Annotated in this window: 16 protein-coding genes; 9 read left to right on the plus strand and 7 right to left on the minus strand. The window is 60.0% G+C overall.

The window, feature by feature from the left end; genetic code table 11:
• Positions 1-84: 84 nt before the first annotated feature.
• Entirely contained in the window at positions 85-1,011 is a 927-nt protein-coding gene (locus ACO07T_RS03080) for a porin (RefSeq protein ID WP_422048214.1), read from the minus strand.
• 345 nt (positions 1,012-1,356) lie between these two features.
• Here ACO07T_RS03080 and ACO07T_RS03085 point away from each other — a divergent pair, with 345 nt between their 5' ends.
• Entirely contained in the window at positions 1,357-1,830 is a 474-nt protein-coding gene (locus ACO07T_RS03085) for a DUF3576 domain-containing protein (protein WP_422048215.1), read from the plus strand.
• 101 nt (positions 1,831-1,931) lie between these two features.
• On the opposite strand, the gene ACO07T_RS03090 is transcribed toward ACO07T_RS03085, so the two are convergent.
• Entirely contained in the window at positions 1,932-3,194 is a 1,263-nt protein-coding gene (locus ACO07T_RS03090; RefSeq protein ID WP_422048216.1) for a glycosyltransferase family 4 protein, read from the minus strand.
• 185 nt (positions 3,195-3,379) lie between these two features.
• Here ACO07T_RS03090 and leuS point away from each other — a divergent pair, with 185 nt between their 5' ends.
• Genes leuS through holA form a run of 3 tightly spaced genes read left to right on the plus strand, consistent with a single transcriptional unit; the run spans position 3,380 to position 7,465 of the window.
• The gene (gene leuS / locus ACO07T_RS03095; RefSeq protein ID WP_422048217.1) at positions 3,380-5,953 is read left to right on the plus strand and encodes a leucine--tRNA ligase; all 2,574 of its coding nucleotides are present in this window, start codon (positions 3,380-3,382) and stop codon (positions 5,951-5,953) included.
• Positions 5,940-6,443 (plus strand): LPS assembly lipoprotein LptE, encoded by a 504-nt coding sequence (lptE, locus tag ACO07T_RS03100; RefSeq protein ID WP_247743856.1) that lies wholly within the window; start codon positions 5,940-5,942, stop codon positions 6,441-6,443. Before leuS ends, lptE begins: the two co-directional genes overlap by 14 nt.
• Positions 6,440-7,465, plus strand: coding sequence for a DNA polymerase III subunit delta (gene holA / locus ACO07T_RS03105; RefSeq protein ID WP_422048218.1), 1,026 nt, complete (start codon positions 6,440-6,442; stop codon positions 7,463-7,465). Before lptE ends, holA begins: the two co-directional genes overlap by 4 nt.
• Before the next feature lie 40 nt (positions 7,466-7,505).
• Here holA and ACO07T_RS03110 read toward each other — a convergent pair whose 3' ends face one another.
• Entirely contained in the window at positions 7,506-7,880 is a 375-nt protein-coding gene (locus ACO07T_RS03110; protein ID WP_209078434.1) for a hypothetical protein, read from the minus strand.
• Between the two features lie 222 nt (positions 7,881-8,102).
• On the opposite strand from ACO07T_RS03110, the gene ACO07T_RS03115 reads away from it, so the two are divergent.
• Positions 8,103-8,693, plus strand: a complete 591-nt coding sequence (locus ACO07T_RS03115) for a glutathione S-transferase family protein (RefSeq protein WP_422048219.1) — start codon at positions 8,103-8,105, stop codon at positions 8,691-8,693.
• Between the two features lie 65 nt (positions 8,694-8,758).
• Here ACO07T_RS03115 and ACO07T_RS03120 read toward each other — a convergent pair whose 3' ends face one another.
• Both ACO07T_RS03120 and ACO07T_RS03125 read right to left on the minus strand, forming a co-directional pair.
• A complete protein-coding gene (locus ACO07T_RS03120; RefSeq protein WP_422048220.1) occupies positions 8,759-9,913 on the minus strand; it encodes a TIGR03862 family flavoprotein in 1,155 nt (384 codons plus the stop codon).
• The gene (locus tag ACO07T_RS03125; protein ID WP_422048221.1) at positions 9,910-11,229 is read right to left on the minus strand and encodes a mechanosensitive ion channel family protein; all 1,320 of its coding nucleotides are present in this window, start codon (positions 11,227-11,229) and stop codon (positions 9,910-9,912) included. Before ACO07T_RS03125 ends, ACO07T_RS03120 begins: the two co-directional genes overlap by 4 nt.
• Positions 11,230-11,328: 99 nt before the next feature.
• Between ACO07T_RS03125 and ACO07T_RS03130 the strand changes: the two genes are divergently transcribed.
• Positions 11,329-11,646, plus strand: a complete 318-nt coding sequence (locus ACO07T_RS03130; protein ID WP_422048222.1) for an HNH endonuclease — start codon at positions 11,329-11,331, stop codon at positions 11,644-11,646.
• An 83-nt stretch (positions 11,647-11,729) separates the two neighbouring features.
• On the opposite strand, the gene ACO07T_RS03135 is transcribed toward ACO07T_RS03130, so the two are convergent.
• Together ACO07T_RS03135 and ACO07T_RS03140 are read right to left on the minus strand one after the other, a co-directional pair.
• Complete coding sequence (locus ACO07T_RS03135) at positions 11,730-12,341, minus strand: enoyl-CoA hydratase/isomerase family protein (protein ID WP_422048223.1); 612 nt, start codon at positions 12,339-12,341, stop codon at positions 11,730-11,732.
• On the minus strand, positions 12,338-13,090 hold the full coding sequence (locus ACO07T_RS03140; RefSeq protein WP_422048224.1) for an SDR family oxidoreductase: 753 nt from the start codon (positions 13,088-13,090) through the stop codon (positions 12,338-12,340). Before ACO07T_RS03140 ends, ACO07T_RS03135 begins: the two co-directional genes overlap by 4 nt.
• A gap of 164 nt (positions 13,091-13,254) precedes the next feature.
• On the opposite strand from ACO07T_RS03140, the gene ACO07T_RS03145 reads away from it, so the two are divergent.
• From ACO07T_RS03145 to ACO07T_RS03155, 3 genes are all read left to right on the plus strand, one after another.
• On the plus strand, positions 13,255-14,757 hold the full coding sequence (locus ACO07T_RS03145; RefSeq protein WP_422048225.1) for a DUF2125 domain-containing protein: 1,503 nt from the start codon (positions 13,255-13,257) through the stop codon (positions 14,755-14,757).
• A gap of 170 nt (positions 14,758-14,927) precedes the next feature.
• Positions 14,928-15,794, plus strand: coding sequence for a branched-chain amino acid aminotransferase (locus ACO07T_RS03150; protein WP_422048226.1), 867 nt, complete (start codon positions 14,928-14,930; stop codon positions 15,792-15,794).
• A 97-nt stretch (positions 15,795-15,891) separates the two neighbouring features.
• On the plus strand, positions 15,892-16,347 hold the full coding sequence (locus ACO07T_RS03155; RefSeq protein ID WP_209064702.1) for a universal stress protein: 456 nt from the start codon (positions 15,892-15,894) through the stop codon (positions 16,345-16,347).
• Positions 16,348-16,459: the final 112 nt, after the last annotated feature.

Genomic DNA, 16,459 nt, shown 5'->3' on the forward strand with positions numbered 1-16,459 from the left:
GAGCGCGACAAATCATGCTTTGGCACAAAAAGAAAGGGGCAGGCTCTTGCGAGCCCGCCCCAAAGACTTGGTGTCTATCAACTATTAGAAGTTGAAGGTCACACCCACGTCGCCAACGGTCTCGCCGGTGTTGTCGGAGCCGATACCTGCGGCCAGAGAAACGCCGCCACCCAGGGAGTGGGAAACGCCCACGCCGTAGGAGGTGTCGTCTTGTGCGTTGTTGATACCGCCACCGGTGGAGATGTGTGCGTTAAGGGAAGTCGCTGCGGAAACAGCGTAGGAACCGGACACACCGAATGCTACGTCATCGAGGTTGTCGTTGTCGCCAACCAAAACCGCGTAACCGAAGTCACCGAAGGAACCGTCAACGCCGAGTGCCCACTGGGAGTTGTCTGCGTCGCCGTCACCCCACATCACACCAACACTGTGTGCGCCGAAGCTGTAGCCAGCACCCAGCTGCCAGTAAGCGTTGCCGTTGCCTGCGCCACGGGTACCGGTTTCCATGGAGTAGGAAGCAGAACCGGTGAAGTCACCTGCGGTGTAACGCAGTTTGATGGTCTGGTTGTCATCTGCGCCCGCGCCAGCGAAGCCATTGCGGTCAAAGCCTTCGAAGTTTTCGGCTTGGCCTTGGAACGCAGAGTAACCTGCTTCAGAGCCGGACCAGTTCAGAACGTCGCCGGAGTCAAATACGTCGGATACGGAACCAACGTCCAAACGCAGACCACCGGTGGATACTGCGAAGCCTGCGCCACCTGGGCCGTCACCGTCGGAACCGAAGCCTGAGGTGTCGTTGGACTCAAGGCGGATACGGCCTTCGAACTTAACGCCGCCATCGGTTTCGGTTACACCGTTGATGGTCAGACGGAAGCGGTGATCCAGGATGGTTTCGTCACCATTTTCGCCGCCATCATACTGAAGACCGAAACGGCCAGAGCCGGAGAAGGTCAGGTCTGCTGCTGCTACGGATGCGGTTGCGATCAGTGCAGTCGAAGCGAAGAGAATCTTTTTCATGATTTTTCCCTCGGATTTCCAATTCATGCGCCCAACCCGGAGAATCCGTAATTGGGTATGTGGTAGTCTCTCGCTCTTTTGAGGGTATTTTGGCAAGCACAGCGAAAAGCTTTAAGAGATTGTAAGCTGACATGGTGCAGACATGCCACAGTCCTGCCACAGAGCCCCATGCACCCAATACTGCATCGCTGTTTCGCACCACTTGTGCACGCATGACCCAAAGGCAGGTTTTTAAGGGGATCGCAGCAGGATGCGCCCCCATAACGGGCACTTTACTCCCAAGAGCCTTGCTCAACAGGCACAGCTTGGCTAGGACGGTTACAAACCACGTCTTGAGGCAGTTTTATGGAACTTCTACGTCGTCCCGTGCTTTTGGTTGCCCTTGTGGCGGCCACCATCCTGACCGCTTGCGGAAACAACAACAGTGGATCCAATCTGCTGGGCGAGGTGCGCCCTGCGGAGACCACGGAGGACCGGGAGACCATTTGGGATGCGTTCGGGCCGGACAATGCCGATCAGACGGTGCGGGTGAACAAATATATCTGGGCTGCGTCGCTTGAGGTGCTGGATTTTCTGCCGGTGCAGACGGTTGATCCCTTCAGCGGTGTGATTTCGACCGGTTATGGCACGCCTCCGGGGGGCGGGCGCTCTTACCGGGCCACTGTGTTTGTGCGCGATGCTGCGCTTGATGCACGTTCGCTGAATGTGGCGCTGCAATCCAATGGCGGCCGCGCGGTGCCTGAGAGCACGGCGCGTGCGGTGGAAGACGCGATTCTGACACGGGCACGCCAGCTGCGGATTGAAGATAAGAAGATCTGATCCCGAGGCGAGATCTGAAAAACAAGAGCCGCAGTTTTCGCTGCGGCTTTTTTGTTTGCGACACGGCAGTCTTGATAACCGCTCAGCGCACCACCCGGATCTTAGCTGCGCAAGGCACCGGGGGTCATGGCGTGCAGCTTGTCGATCCAGGCCAGTTGCTCGGGCAGGCATTGGGTCTGCAGATCATAATGCGTGACGGCAAACTCTCTGGAGGCTTTCCCCATCTGCGTGCGCATTTCGGGATCTTCGAGCACGGTGCAGATTTCATCCACCATCTGTTCCTTCTCAAAGAACGGGAATAGCCGGCCGGTGTCGCCGTGGGTGATGACCTCAGCCACAGGGGCGGTGTCACTGGCCACAATCGGTGCGCCAATGGCCATGGCTTCGAGCAGCGACCAGCTGAGCACGAAGGGGTAGGTCAGGTAGACATGCGCCCGGCTGATCTGCAGCATCGAAAGAAACTGGTCATAGGGCACTTTGCCAAGGAAACGCACGCGCTCCCAATTGGGGGTCGAAATTTGGCCGCGCACTTCATCAATGTAGATCTGCTTCCATGTCTGGCCTTTGGGTGGGGCTGAGCCGTAGCTCACCTCATCGCCGCCGACGATCACGACTTGCGCATTGGGGCGGCGCTTCAGCAGCTCCGGCAGCGCGCGCATAAAGACGTGGTAGCCGCGATAAGGCTCCAGATTGCGGTTCACAAAAGTGATCACCTCATCCTCGCGGGACAATACGCTGCCGTCCGGAAGGGTGAGCTGCGCATCTGGGTTGGGCCGCACAACCTCGGTGTCGATGCCATCGTGGATCACGCTGATGATCCCCTGATACTCCTCCGGGAAGGTCGAGGCCTGAAAGCGGGTCGGGCTGATGCAGAGGTCGACAGATTGCCGGTGCATCATATTGTTGAGGTTCTTCAGGCGCAGGCGGATGGAATCCGTGTCCGCATTGGCCTTGGGAAACTCCGGATCAAAGTCGGTGTCCTGATCGTTGAGCGAATAATAGAGCTCGCTGTAGAGACCGATGCGCGCGGTTGGCCAGAGATCGCGCAGAAACATCGGCTCGCCCCAGCCGGGGTGCGCCACAATCACATCCGGCACATAGCCTTCCTGATCGCGCAGACTGCGTGCCGCAGCAAAGCAGGCCTCTGCCCGCAGCACCTTGGTTTCAAAATCCACCAGCCACGGATGCAACCCCTGAGAGGGTTTGCGCTTGATCCCGTAAGGGTAGATCTGAACACCCTTCCAATTTCCCGGCTCCGTGACACGTAGGGTGATGCAGCGCACGTCATGACCGCGCGCGGCCAGCTCTGGTGCAAGATGCTTAAACTGCCCAGGGAAATTCTGGTGAATGAAAAGGATCTTCAAACGAATGTACCTGTCAAAATTTTCTGTTTTGAACTGTATAACGTAGAAATCGGCGCTGAGAAGCCAAGCAGACGCCTAAAATGCGCCGCTTCTTGCTGGACCAAGGGCGCAGAGCGGCCTATCACCTTCCAAAACCCGCGCCACGTGTTTGGTGGCAGAGACCAGAATCAAAAAGGTGACACCCTATGTCGCGCTACAGCCCCGCCGAGATTGAAGCCCGCTGGCAGGAAGCCTGGGCCAAGACCGAGACTTTCAAAGCCGTTCGGGATGAAAGCAAGCCCAAGTATTACGTGCTTGAGATGTTCCCCTACCCGTCGGGCAAACTGCATATGGGGCATGTGCGCAACTACACCATGGGGGACGTGATCGCGCGCTACAAAATCTCCACCGGGCACAATGTGCTGCATCCGATGGGCTTTGACGCCTTTGGTATGCCTGCTGAAAACGCGGCGATGGCAAGCGGCGGCCACCCCAAGGACTGGACCTACTCCAATATCGACACGATGGTGGAGCAGATGAAACCGCTGGGCCTGTCGCTCGACTGGTCGCGCATGTTTGCCACCTGTGATGAGGATTACTACGGCCAGCAACAGGCGCTGTTCCTGGATTTCCTCGAAAAGGGCCTCGTCTACCGCAAGAACGCTGTGGTGAACTGGGACCCGGTCGACATGACCGTTCTGGCCAATGAGCAGGTGGAAAACGGCCGTGGCTGGCGCTCTGGTGCGCTGGTAGAGCGGCGCGAGCTGACCCAGTGGTTCTTCAAGATTTCGGACTACTCCGATGAGCTGCTGACCGCGCTGGACGGGCTGGAAAACTGGCCTGCCAAAGTGCGCCTGATGCAGGAGAACTGGATCGGCAAGTCGCGCGGTCTGGAATTTGGCTTTGAGCGTGTGGATGGTGGCGCGCCGATCACCGTTTACACCACCCGCCCCGACACGCTGATGGGCGCGTCTTTTGTGGGTATTTCCCCGGATCACCCGATTGCCAAAGAGCTTGAGGCCTCAAACCCTGAGGTTGCGGCCTTTGTGGCGGAGTGCCGTAAGGGCGGCACCACGGAAGAGGCGATCGAAACCGCCGAGAAGCTGGGCTATGACACCGGCATTCGCGTGAAGCACCCGCTGAACCCGGATTGGGAGCTGCCGGTCTGGATCGCGAACTTCATCCTGATGGACTACGGCACCGGCGCGATTTTTGCCTGCCCGGCGCATGACCAGCGCGACCTTGATTTCTGCCGCAAGTATGAGCTGCCCGTCACAGACACATTCTTTGCCATTGGCAATGAAGTGCCGGTGGAAAACACCGCCTTTGTGCCCGGCAAAGACGAAAAGGTGAAATGGGTGAACCATTTTGCCGGTCTGGATGAGGCCACCGGCCAAGAGGCCATCGACACCACCATCGACTTTGCTGAAAGCGCTGGCTGGGGCAAAGGTGTGACCAACTTCCGTCTGCGCGACTGGGGTCTGAGCCGTCAGCGCTATTGGGGCTGCCCGATCCCGGTTGTGCATTGCGAAAGCTGTGGCGTGGTGCCCGAAAAGAAAGAGAACCTGCCGATTGCGCTGCCTTATGATGAGGACGGCAAGGCGATTGATTTCTCCGTACCCGGCAATCCGCTCGACCGTCACCCAAGCTGGCGCAACTGCAGCTGCCCAAACTGTGGCGCGCCTGCGCAGCGGGAAACAGACACCATGGACACCTTTGTGGACAGCTCCTGGTATTTTGCGCGCTTCACCGCGCCACAGGCGGACACGCCGACCTCCATGGAGGACGCGGCCTATTGGATGAACGTCGATCAGTATATCGGCGGCATTGAGCACGCGATTCTGCACCTGCTCTATTCGCGCTTCTTTGCGCGGGCGATGCACATCTGTGGCCACCTGCCCGAAAGCGCCAAAGAGCCGTTTGATGCGCTGTTCACCCAAGGCATGGTGACCCACGCGATTTATAAGAACGCCGAGCGCACCGATGACAATGGCCGCACGATCTACCATTACCCTGCGGAAGTGGAAGAGCGCGACGGCGGCACATTTGTGAAAGAGACCGGCGAGGCGGTGGAGGTGATCCCTTCTGCCAAAATGTCCAAATCCAAAAACAACGTGGTGGATCCGGTGGATATCATCACCTCCTTTGGCGCCGATACAGCCCGCTGGTTTGTGCTCTCTGACAGCCCGCCTGAGCGCGATGTGGAATGGACAGCTTCCGGCGCGGAAGCGGCCTATAAGCACCTGAGCCGCGTACACCGTATTGCCACTGAGGTGGCGGCGCTGCCTGCGGGCGCAGGCAAGGATGATGAGACCCTTCTGCGTGAGATGCACAAGGCGATCCGTGATGTGACATTAGGTGTGGAAAGCTTTGGCTTTAACGCCTCGATTGCGAAACTCTATGCTTTCACCAACACATTGGCGAAATCCAAAGCCGGTGGGGACGCAAAACGTGAAGCCACCAAAGCGCTGGCACAGCTGATGTCGCCGATGACGCCGCACCTGTCTGAGGACATCTGGCAGATGCTGGGCGGCGAGGGCATGGTTGTGGATGCGGCCTGGCCTGTTGCGGATGAAGCGATGCTGGTTGAGGCAAATGTCACGCTGCCGATCCAGATCAACGGCAAACGCCGTGGCGAAATCACCGTGGCCAAAGACCTCGCAAAAGAAGAGGTTGAAAAACTGGCGCTGGCCCATGAAGCTGTGGCACGTGCGCTGGATGGGGCCCAGCCCAAGAAATTGATCGTTGTCCCCGGTCGGATCGTGAATGTCGTCGTTTAACCGCCGCTCTTTTCTTCTGTCAGCCGCCGCCCTTGGCATCCCCTTGGGCGGCTGTGGCTTCACGCCGGTCTATGGGCCCGGGGGTGGCGGGCAGAACCTGCTCAACAATGTGTTGGTGGATGAGCCCAACGCAAATGAGAGCTTTCTTCTGGTGCGAGAGCTGGAAGACCGGCTGGGCCAGCCCGGCGTGAATGCCGAATACGGCCTGTCGCTGGCGCTTGATCTGTCAGAACGCGCGGTGGGACGTACTGTGGCGCAGGAAACCGACCGCTTTGATGTGATCGGATCCGCCACCTATGCCCTGCGCGGGATCGACAGCAAGGAGGTGCGCACCTCCGGCAAGGTCTCCTCTTTTGTGAGCTATTCCGCAAGCGGCAGCACCGTTTCGGAACTGGCGGCGCGTCAGGATGCCTATGAGCGCCTGAGCGTTATTCTGGCGGACCGGATTGTGGCGGAACTTCAGGCGTTTGAGGCGGCCGCAGCCACATGAAAATGAGCGCGCGCGAGGCCAACCGGTATTTTGGCAAGCCGGAGCCGGATCGCACCGGTGTGCTGATTTTCGGGCCAGATGCGATGCGCGTGGCGCTCAAGCGCCAAGAGCTGATTGCAGCGCTCATCGGCCCGCAGGGCGAAGAGGAAATGCGCCTCACGCGCATTCCCGGCGCGGAACTGCGCAAAGACAAGGCGCGGCTGAATGATGCCATCAAAGAGGTGAGCTTCTTTCCCGGCCCGCGCGTGGCCTTTGTGGAGGATGCCACCGATGCCACCGCCCCCGCCCTCCTATCGGCCTTGGAAGACTGGGCACCGGGGGATGCGCAGATTGTGATCACCGCGGGGCAGCTCAAGGCGAGCTCCAAAATCCGCAAGGCCTTTGAGGGGCACAACAATGCCTATGCGGTGGGGATCTATAATGATCCGCCCAGCCGCGAAGAGATTGAAGCCGACCTCAAAGCCGCCGGATTGCGTGACATTCAGGGCGAGGCGATGACCGATTTGGCCAACCTCGCCAAGGAGCTGGATCCGGGCGATTTCCGCCAGACCTGTGAGAAGCTCGCGCTCTATAAATTCAAAGATGACACCCCTGTCACCTCAGAAGACGTGATGGCCTGCGCGCCGGTCTCGACTGAGGCGGCACTGGATGATGTGCTCAACATCGTGGCGGAAGGACGCGCGCAGGAGCTGGGGCCGGTGTTGCGCAAGCTTGAGGCGCAGGGGGTGAACCCGGTTTTGCTGATCATCTCCGCAACCCGCCATTTTCGCGCGCTTTACAGCGCGGCCGCTGACCCCGGCGGGGCCTCGGCGGGCATTGCCAAGATGCGCCCGCCGATCTTTGGTCCGCGCCGCGACCGGATGACCCGTCAGGCCTCAGGCTGGGGCGCGGCAAAGCTCGAACAGGCTTTGACCGGGCTGACGGACACCGACCTGCAGCTGCGCTCCGCCGGGCAACGCGCCCCGGAAATGGCACTGGTTGAGCGGCTGTTCCTGCGCCTTGCCATGCTGGCGCGGCGCTAGAACGGAAGCCTAAACTGAGAACCGGTCAACAGCGTGCGCTCTAAGACACCGTATAGGTGAAGGACGCGCCCTCACCGCGATTTCTTGTACCCATGAGTTGATTGCCGTCGAGCACAAATAGCTGGCAGTCTTCCGCTGAAGGTCCGCTCGGTCCCTGGCTGAGTGTGCGACAGAAGAAACCATCTTTCATCACATAGGTTCCTACAATGGGCGTTCCGTCCCAGCTCCCACTCAGTGTCCCGTCCTCCAATATCACGATTGATTGCCCAGCATTGAGCGTAAGTGTTTTGCCAAAAACAGCACTCATGTCTTCTTGTGTGGCAAGTTGTTTTGCCTTGCCTTTACCGCTGCTTGGCACATCCTGGCAGGCGGCAAGCGCAGTGCAAAATATGGCTGTGGAAAACAAAAATCTCATAAATTCACCCTCAAAATCATTACGAACACAGTGGCTCGAGTATCGCTGAAAGATGTCGAAAATTCAATATTCCGGGCCTCCGCGAGGCGCTCTCGAGCCAGACCTTCCGGTGTATTGGGAGCGCATCCTAAGTGATGTCGACCGAACGTCATTTCTGCGCGCCCTGACTTGATTGCCACCGCACGCGGATGCAGCATTTGCTCAAGCAGAGGGAGAGCAGCCATGTATGAAGTGATCGGGAGCCCGACGAGCCGCGCCATTCGCGTGCTGTGGATGCTGGAGGAGCTGGGCCAGCCTTATAAGCTCCATCCGGAGCAGCCGCAGACTGAACTGGTGAAATCCCACAATCCGAGCGGGAAAATTCCGATCCTGATTGAGGGGGCGGAAAAGATCACCGACAGCACCGCCATCCTGACCTATCTGGCAGACAAACACGGCGCGCTCACAGCGCCCAAGGGCACGGTGGCGCGGGCGCATCAGGACAGTCTCACCCAGCAAATTCTGGATGAGGTGGAGGCGGGATTGTGGACCGCGAGCCGCCACAACTTCATTCTGCCCGAGGCGCGCAGGGTGCCTGAGATCAAAGAGACGCTGATCTGGGAGTACAATCGCGGCATCAACAATGTGATGGCGCGCCGCAAGGGGCCCTATCTGATGGGGGAGGAGATCACGATCCCCGACATCATCCTGACCCATTGCGCGACCTGGGCGCGGTTTGAGGGGTTCAGCACCGACAATGCGGAGCTGGTGCCTTACATCAAACACACCCGCGCCCGGGCGGCGTTTCAGCGGTTGTTGCCAAAGAAAGGCTGAGGGGCCAGCCCCTCTTGGCCCTGTCGGGCCAATTCACCCCGGGATACTTCAGGAATGAGAAGCGCTTAGGAGTTGGCGAGCCAATCGGCCGCGGCCAGACCCGCCCAGCGACCGGTGGCGAGGCAGGCGGTCAGCAGATAGCCTCCTGTGGGGGCCTCCCAATCCAGCATTTCTCCGGCGGCAAAGACCCCCGGACGGGTTTTGAGCATCAGATCGGCAGTGAGATCCTGAAAGCGCAGGCCACCAGCGGTGCTGATGGCTTCATCCATCGGGCGGGGGCCGGCATGGGTGACCGGCAGCGCCTTGATCAGGGGGGCGAGGTCTTCGGGCAAGGGCTGGCCAAACTCCATCAGCAGCGCCTGTTTTTCCGGGCTGAGCTTCAGGGTTTTGCGCAGGTGATTGGCCCGGCTGGCTTTGCCGCGGGGTTTGGCGAGCCGTGTGCGGATGTCCTCAAGGGACATGTCCGGCAGCAGATCCAGCGTGAGCTGCGCTCCGTCGCGCATGGGGCGCGAGAGCGCGTAGATGCCACCGCCTTCCAGACCGCGCTCAGAGATCACAAATTCCGCGCGCAGCGCCTGATCCCCGGCGCGCAGGATCACGTTTTTGACCGGGGTGCCAAAATGGCGGCTCATATGCGGCGACCATGGCACCACAAACCCCATATTGGCGGGCTGAAACGGGGCCAGCGGCAGGTCCAGCCAATCGGCCCAAGCGCCGTCAGAACCAAGCCGCGCCCAGCTTGCACCACCGCAGGCCAGAACGCAGACTTTGGGCGACAGGCTCTGCGGCCCCTCAGGGGTGTCAAAGGCAAAGGCCCCGCCGGTCCAGCGCCAGCGGGTGCGGATCTCTACCCCTTGTGCAGAGAGCCGGTGCAGCCAAGCGCGCAGCAGGGGGGAGGCTTTCATAACTTTAGGAAAGACACGGCCGGAGGAGCCGGTGAACATTTCCTGCCCCAAATCTTCCGCCCATGAAATGGCCTGTTGCGGGCCAAAGGCCTGAAGCATCGGCAGGAGAGGCTGCGCGGCCTCGGCATAGTTGGCAAGGAAAGGCGCGAAAGGCTCATCTTTGGTGAGGTTGAGGCCGGACTTTCCCGCCATCAGGAATTTGCGCGCCACAGAGGGTTTGGCCTCCGCAACCAGCACGCTGTGACCTTTGGCGGAGAGCATATCTGCGGCCATCAACCCGGCAGGGCCAGCCCCGATGATCAGCGCGTCGCTCATGCGGTCTGTTCCGGCAGGGGTGTTTTTAACTCCACCACGCGGTGCGGGTACGGAATGGTGATGCCTTCGGCCTTGAGCGCGTTCCAGATCAGGAAGAGCACATCGGACATGAATTTGTTTTTGCCGTCATCAATGCCTTCAACCCAGAATTCGACGGCAAAATCCACGCCGCTGTCGCCAAAGCCGCGCAGCTCGCAATCGGGTGGAAACGGGGTGGTGAGCACGCCGGGGTGTTTGGCCACGGCGGCCTCGATGATGGCGGGGACCTTGTTGATGTCGGTGTCGTAGCTGACGGAAAACGGTGCCTCATAGCGGTTGGCAGAGCCGCTGTCTGAGTAGTTGACCACGCGGGTGGTGATGAAATCCTCGTTGGGCACCACGATCCAGCGGCCATCGTAGGTTTCCAGAATGGTGGCGCGGGCGGTCATCTTGATGATGGTGCCTGCCTCACCGCCGTCAAGCTCCACATAGTCGCCCACGGTGGCCTGCCCCTCAAGCAGCAGGATCACGCCGGAGATGAAGTTTGAGGCGATCTTTTGCAGGCCAAAGCCAAGGCCGACACCAATCACACCGGTCAGCACCGCCAGAGAGGTGAGCGAGATGCCCATGATGTTCATCACCAGAAGGAAGGCGACGCCGAAGATGGCGATCTCGATCGTTTTGGCGATCAGCTCGCGCATGGCGGGGCGCATCTCTTCCTGTTTCTTGATGAACTGGCTGGACTGGTCGTTGGACCAGCGCCCGAGCCAGAAGATCGCGCCAGCAACCACCACAAAGCGGATTGCAAAGAGCACGGAGAACGACAGATTGCCCAGCGGCACCACGGTGGCGTCCAGATAGGCCATCGCAGGGTCCAGCAGCCCCAGCGCATAGAGCGCGGCCACAGGCACAAGGACGTAGCGGCCCAGCACCTGCATCACCGGATCAGAAATCACCTCGCGCACAAGAATGCGCACGGCGAGGAAGAGGAACACCCGTTTGCCAAAGGCAATCACCGCGCCGGAGCCAAAGAGCGAGCGGGTGACGCTTTCCCCCAGACCGGTGAAGACATAGGCGAGCAGAGGCAGCAGGAGCGGTAGGAACAGCGCCACAAAGCGGCGCGCGCGGGCGATGTAGCTGTCCTGCCCTTCAGGCGGGGTCAGCAGACGGCCCAGCAGCGGGTGCATTTTGCGGCTGGTATAAAGCGCGACCAGATAGGCAATGAGCAGGAGCGCAAATTGCGACCAGGCGGCGGGGCTGAGAAGCCAGCCTTCTGCGATGCCCCAAAGGCGTGTGGCCTCTTGCAACGCTGTGTCCAGAATCTCCGCTTGGTTCATGAGATGCCTGCTTGCTGTGTGATTTCCATGGCTTATCCTCTTGCCTGCCTGTTGCAAGCAACTCAATCAAAAACCGCGCCGGAACGGAGGGGGAAAATTATGTCAGAAGGCGCATCGAATGATGGCGGGATGCCGATCTGTCCGCTGTGTGGCCGCCCAATCCCTCCTGAGGCGCGCCAGAGCAGGCATCATCTGATCCCCAGATTGCGCGGCGGCAAGGGCGGGGAGACGGTGCTGTTGCATCAGATTTGCCACAATGAAATCCACGCCACCCTGTCAGAGACCGAGCTGGCGCAAAGCTTTCACACCATCGCCGCGCTGCAGGCGCATCCGCGGCTCGCAAAGTTCATTCGCTGGGTGGGAAAGCGCCCGCCAACGTTTCACTCCAAAACCCCGGGCGGGCGGCGCAAGCGGTAAGGGGCTTTGCGGCGGCCCCGATGGCGGGAGGATTGGACTGCGCGGGCAAGAGCGGATGCCCCATCCTGCCCGCTGCAAACGTGTCAGACGCACATCGCCTTGATGCCCGCTGCGATCTTTGGATCGGCGGCCAGCGTGTCTGTTGCCAGAGTGCGCGCGGCGGCCACGACGTCGCCGTCTTCCACCAGCTGATCGACCAGACCAAACTGAAAAGCCTCAGGCGCGGTGATTTTGGCACCGCCCATCAGGATGAGCTTGGCACGCGCCGGCCCCACCAGCGCCGCCAGACGGGCCGGATCAGAAGGTTGCGGCAGAAAGCCCAGCTTCATCACCGGGTAGAAGAATTTGGCAGCGGGCACAGCAAGACGCAGGTCGCAGGCCAGCGCCATGCCATTGGCCCCGCCCGCAAGCGTGCCGTTCAGCGCGGCGATGGTCAGCCCCGGCAACGCGGCAATGGCGCTGGAGAGACGCTCCCACACAGGGCTGGTGGCGAGGCCGGCGCGGGCCTCCTCCAGATCCGCCCCTGCGGAGAAGACGCGGCCTTCGCCGGTCAGGATCAGCACGCGCGCTTCTTGCGCGGCTTCGGCGATCTCCGCCAGCTCGGTCAGCATCGCCTCGGTCAGGGAATTGGCCTTGTCCGGGCGGTTGATGGAGACAATCCACAGCCCGGAGTCTTCTTTGGTCAGTTCGATCATATCAGTCCAACTTTGCGACGGATGTCTTCGGCGCGCAGGGAGATTTCATCGCCGAGCCATTCGTCTGCCTCGGCCCCGCACATCCACATCAGGCAGCGCGCGGGCCACTCTGGCGGGATGTGGTCAGACCAGTCCAGCTTGCTGACCGGGTTGATGCCGCTGGCCTTGATCTCGCGCTGCATCTGGGTGGCCACGGTACCGGGGCTGAGGCCAATGGCGCGGATGCCGTTGTGGCGCGCTTCTTTGTCTATACAGCGGGTCAGCATGTTCACCGCCGCTTTGGAGGCACAATAATGGCTCCAGGCCTCAACCGGGCCGTGCGCCGCGCCGGAGGAAATGGTCAAGATGGTACCGCCGCCAGCGGCCTCCATGATCGGCATGGCTGCGCGCATGCCGTGGTAAACACCTTTGAGGTTGATATCGATGACCTTACCCCAATCCGCGGGATCTGAGGACGCCAGATGAGAGATCGGTTCCACGACACCGGCGTTGTTGATCAGCACATCCAGACTGCCGAAGGTCTCAACCGTGGAGTTCAGAGCCGCCTCAACCTCGGCGTAATCCGCCACGTCGCACTGAACGGCGCGGGCGTTCTCGCCGATCTCGGCCGCGATGGCCTCAATATCGCCGGAACTGCGCGCCAGAAGCACAACATTTGCGCCTGCCTCGGCAAAAAGCCGCGCAGCAGATGCGCCAATCCCGCGGCTTGCACCGGTGATCGCAACAGTTTTTCCGGAAAAATCACTCATAAAAACACTCCTTATGGTGTCGTCTTGGTCAACTCGTAAGGGGCTGGTGCGGATCCGTCCAGCCCTATGGCACTCGGAAAATTGATTTGGAGGCGCTTGGGCCTTGACCCTCCTTAATCTTCATCAGAGGTTAGGCCAAATGCTTTGAAAAGGTAGACTAAGTTATGCATATTTCAGCCTCTGGCGTCTTTTCGACCACAGCTTTGGCGACGGTCCTTTTTGCCCAGTCTGCAGTGGCGGATGTCAGCGCGCGCGACGTCTGGCAACATTGGCAAGACTATATGGCCGCCTCCGGCTATTCGATTGAGGCCACCGAAGCCGAAGACGGGAACACCCTGTCGATTTCGGACATGAAGGTCCTGATGGCTTTCCCGGAAGAAGAAGCAGAGGCGGTTGTCGACTTTGGCGATATGGCGCTGGTGGAAAACGGCGACGGCACCGTGTCGGTTGTGCTGCCGGAAAACAAGGCGGTTTCGGTGAGCTCTGACACCACCGAAGAGTCCTTTGCGATCACACTGACGCTGAATGGCGATCTGAGCACCGTTGTGTCCGGCAAGCCTGAGGCGCTGACCTACACCTATGGGGCCAGCGAGGCGACAATCGACGTCACCGAGCTGGTGGTGGACGATGAGGCGGTCGAAGGGATCGATATCGGCATGGTGCTGGCGGGTGTGACCGGCATGTCTGAGCTGATCCTTGGGGAGGACACCACCAACCGCGGCACGTCTGAGATCGAGAGCTTCACATTGAATGTGATGGCGCGCGAGCCGGAAGGCGATGAGGCGCTGGATGCGGTAGTGACGCTGAGCGGCCTGAAAGCACAGGCGGAAAGCACCCTGCCGGATGTGGATTTCGATGATGATGCGGCAGCCCTGTTCACCGACACATTCAGCATCACCGGTGGCTACACCTATGACGGCATGACCGCCGATCTGACCTATAACGACGGGCGTGCGCCGGGCAAATTCGCGCTGAGCAGCGGCAAAGGTGATCTCACCCTCGATATGAACAGCAAGCATGTCTCTTACGAAGGCAGCGCCACGGACACGAACTTCAGCGGTGCAGGCGGTGAGCTGCCGATCCCGGTGGATGTAACCTTTGGCGAATTTTCCTATGGGTTTGATGTGCCGCTGTCCGCTTCTGATGAGGCGCAGGATTTTGGCCTGAAGCTTGCTCTCAAGGACTTCTCGGTCTCCGAGCTGCTGTGGAGCATGTTTGACCCGACCCAAGCGCTGCCGCGTGATCCGGCGACGCTGATTGTGGACATCGCCGGCAAGGGCACCATTCTGACCGATCTGTTCACGCTGGATGAAAACACCACTGAGGTGCCAGGCGAGTTGAACAACATTAGCCTGAACGAACTGCGCCTGACCCTGGCCGGTGCGAGCGTGGAAGGCGCAGGCGACTTTGTCTTTGACAACAGCGATCTGGAAACCTTTGACGGGCTGCCACGTCCGGAAGGCGCGGTAGACCTGACCATCAAAGGCGTCAACGGGCTGATGGACACATTGGTCAGCATGGGCTTGCTGCCTGAAGATCAGGCTCTGGCAGCCCGCTTCATGATGGGCACCTTCACCAAACCGGGTGCAGGTGAAGACACTCTGACCTCCAAAATCGAGGTCAACGAGAAAGGCCACGTGATGGCCAATGGTCAGCGCCTGCGGTAAGCGCGCGGCACATAACATAGTCACTGAGAAGCCCTGCCGAGCCCGGCGGGGCTTTTCTTTTTTGTGGGGGGCACCATCGAAAGGAATGGGTCAGCTTTTTTGCCATTGTCGGGCTGGACGTTGGGTAAAGCGCGGCATAGTGTCCGAGCAAGCTTGAGAGGGGTTTTACCATGGCAACCGGCAGCAACATTCGCACCTATTTCAACGGCAGCTGGCATGACGGCGACGCGCCGATTATGCGCGCCGCAGATCATGGCGCGTGGCTGGGATCCTCTGTTTTTGACGGCGCACGGATGGTGAATGGTCTAACCCCGGATCTGGACAAACACTGCGCGCGCACCAACCGCTCCGCTGAAGCGCTGTTGCTGACACCAACGGTCAGCGCAGAGGAAATGGTGGAAATCGCGAAAGACGGGCTGAAAGCTTATGCCCCCGGCGCCGCTGTTTACATCCGCCCGATGTACTGGGGCATTGATGGCGACGCGACAGCCATTGTGCCAAGCGCAGACACAACGGGCTTTGCCCTCTGCCTTGAGGAAATCCCGATGGCTGCGCCAGAAGCCGCCGCCACCCTGACCAAAACCCGGTTCCGCCGCCCTGTGCTGGAAAGCGCGGTGGTCAACGCCAAGGCAGGCTGTCTCTATCCAAACAACGCACGCATGCTGCGTGAGGCCCACACCAAGGGCTTTTCCAACACGCTGACCTGTGACGCGATGGGCAATGTGGCGGAAACCGCGACCGCCAATATCTTTATGGTCCGCGACGGTGAAGTGTTCACGCCGGTGCCAAACGGCACCTTCCTCGCAGGCATCACCCGCGCGCGCCACATTGAAAACCTGCGCGCAGATGGTGTGACCGTACACGAAACGGTGCTTGGCTATCAGGACTTTGAAGAGGCCGATGAGGTCTTCATGTCCGGCAATATGAACAAAGTGACGCCTGTGAGCGCCTTTGATGATCGCCAGTATCAGACCGGACCAATCACACGGCGTGTGCGCGAGCTTTACTGGGACTGGGCCGCCTCAAGCGCGGCCTGATCGGCGCTAACCGGCCTAAGACGTTGGGGATTTCGGCGCAAACAGATGTTGCGCCGCCCCACCCTAAGCGGCATGATCTCCGAAAGGGAGAAATGTGATGCGCAAGTTCCTCGTGGTGCTGGATGACAGCCGGGAATGTCTCAATGCGATGCGCTTTGCCGCGATGCGGGCGGCAAGCACCGGTGGGGGTGTGAAAATCCTGTCGGTCATTCCGCCGGAAGAGTTCAATCACTGGATTGGTGTGAGCGATCTGATGCGCGAAGAGGCGCGGGAGCGGATCGAGGTGCATTATGAGGTGTTTGCCAAATGGATGCGGGACCGCCAGAACGTCGATCCGGAGCTGAAGATCCGCGAAGGCGAAGCGGTGACAGAGATCCTGTCTGAAATCCGCGAAGACCCTGAAATTGGCGTTTTGGTCCTTGGCGCAGGCAACGACCGCAAGGGGCCCGGCCCTCTGGTGTCGCAGATGTCGCGCAACTCCGGCAGCCTGCCGATCCCGATCACCGTGGTGCCCGGCGATCTGACCAAAGAAGAGCTTGAGGCGATTACGTAAGAGCCTCCCTCTTTCTTTGTCGCACACGCCTCAAACGCCAGTGCTTGCGGGTCGCTTTCATCTGGGCCAGTTTGAAATCACACTTTGTGATCCCAATCCTTGAGGCCGCCTC

The organism is Shimia sp., from assembly GCF_965227725.1.
In the GTDB taxonomy this organism is placed as follows: domain Bacteria; phylum Pseudomonadota; class Alphaproteobacteria; order Rhodobacterales; family Rhodobacteraceae; genus Shimia.

What these genes read in the sequence shown, in the direction of transcription:
- ACO07T_RS03135 (WP_422048223.1), bottom strand. Translation starts at nt 12,341, where the DNA reads ATGATCGAACTGACCAAAGAAGACTCCGGGCTGTGGATTGTCTCCATC.
- ACO07T_RS03140 (WP_422048224.1), bottom strand. Translation starts at nt 13,090, where the DNA reads ATGAGTGATTTTTCCGGAAAAACTGTTGCGATCACCGGTGCAAGCCGC.
- ACO07T_RS03115 (WP_422048219.1), top strand. Translation starts at nt 8,103, where the DNA reads ATGTATGAAGTGATCGGGAGCCCGACGAGCCGCGCCATTCGCGTGCTG.
- ACO07T_RS03085 (WP_422048215.1), top strand. Translation starts at nt 1,357, where the DNA reads ATGGAACTTCTACGTCGTCCCGTGCTTTTGGTTGCCCTTGTGGCGGCC.
- ACO07T_RS03155 (WP_209064702.1), top strand. Translation starts at nt 15,892, where the DNA reads ATGCGCAAGTTCCTCGTGGTGCTGGATGACAGCCGGGAATGTCTCAAT.
- ACO07T_RS03130 (WP_422048222.1), top strand. Translation starts at nt 11,329, where the DNA reads ATGTCAGAAGGCGCATCGAATGATGGCGGGATGCCGATCTGTCCGCTG.
- lptE (WP_247743856.1), top strand. Translation starts at nt 5,940, where the DNA reads ATGTCGTCGTTTAACCGCCGCTCTTTTCTTCTGTCAGCCGCCGCCCTT.
- holA (WP_422048218.1), top strand. Translation starts at nt 6,440, where the DNA reads ATGAAAATGAGCGCGCGCGAGGCCAACCGGTATTTTGGCAAGCCGGAG.
- ACO07T_RS03120 (WP_422048220.1), bottom strand. Translation starts at nt 9,913, where the DNA reads ATGAGCGACGCGCTGATCATCGGGGCTGGCCCTGCCGGGTTGATGGCC.
- ACO07T_RS03080 (WP_422048214.1), bottom strand. Translation starts at nt 1,011, where the DNA reads ATGAAAAAGATTCTCTTCGCTTCGACTGCACTGATCGCAACCGCATCC.
- leuS (WP_422048217.1), top strand. Translation starts at nt 3,380, where the DNA reads ATGTCGCGCTACAGCCCCGCCGAGATTGAAGCCCGCTGGCAGGAAGCC.
- ACO07T_RS03150 (WP_422048226.1), top strand. Translation starts at nt 14,928, where the DNA reads ATGGCAACCGGCAGCAACATTCGCACCTATTTCAACGGCAGCTGGCAT.
- ACO07T_RS03125 (WP_422048221.1), bottom strand. Translation starts at nt 11,229, where the DNA reads ATGAACCAAGCGGAGATTCTGGACACAGCGTTGCAAGAGGCCACACGC.
- ACO07T_RS03145 (WP_422048225.1), top strand. Translation starts at nt 13,255, where the DNA reads ATGCATATTTCAGCCTCTGGCGTCTTTTCGACCACAGCTTTGGCGACG.
- ACO07T_RS03110 (WP_209078434.1), bottom strand. Translation starts at nt 7,880, where the DNA reads ATGAGATTTTTGTTTTCCACAGCCATATTTTGCACTGCGCTTGCCGCC.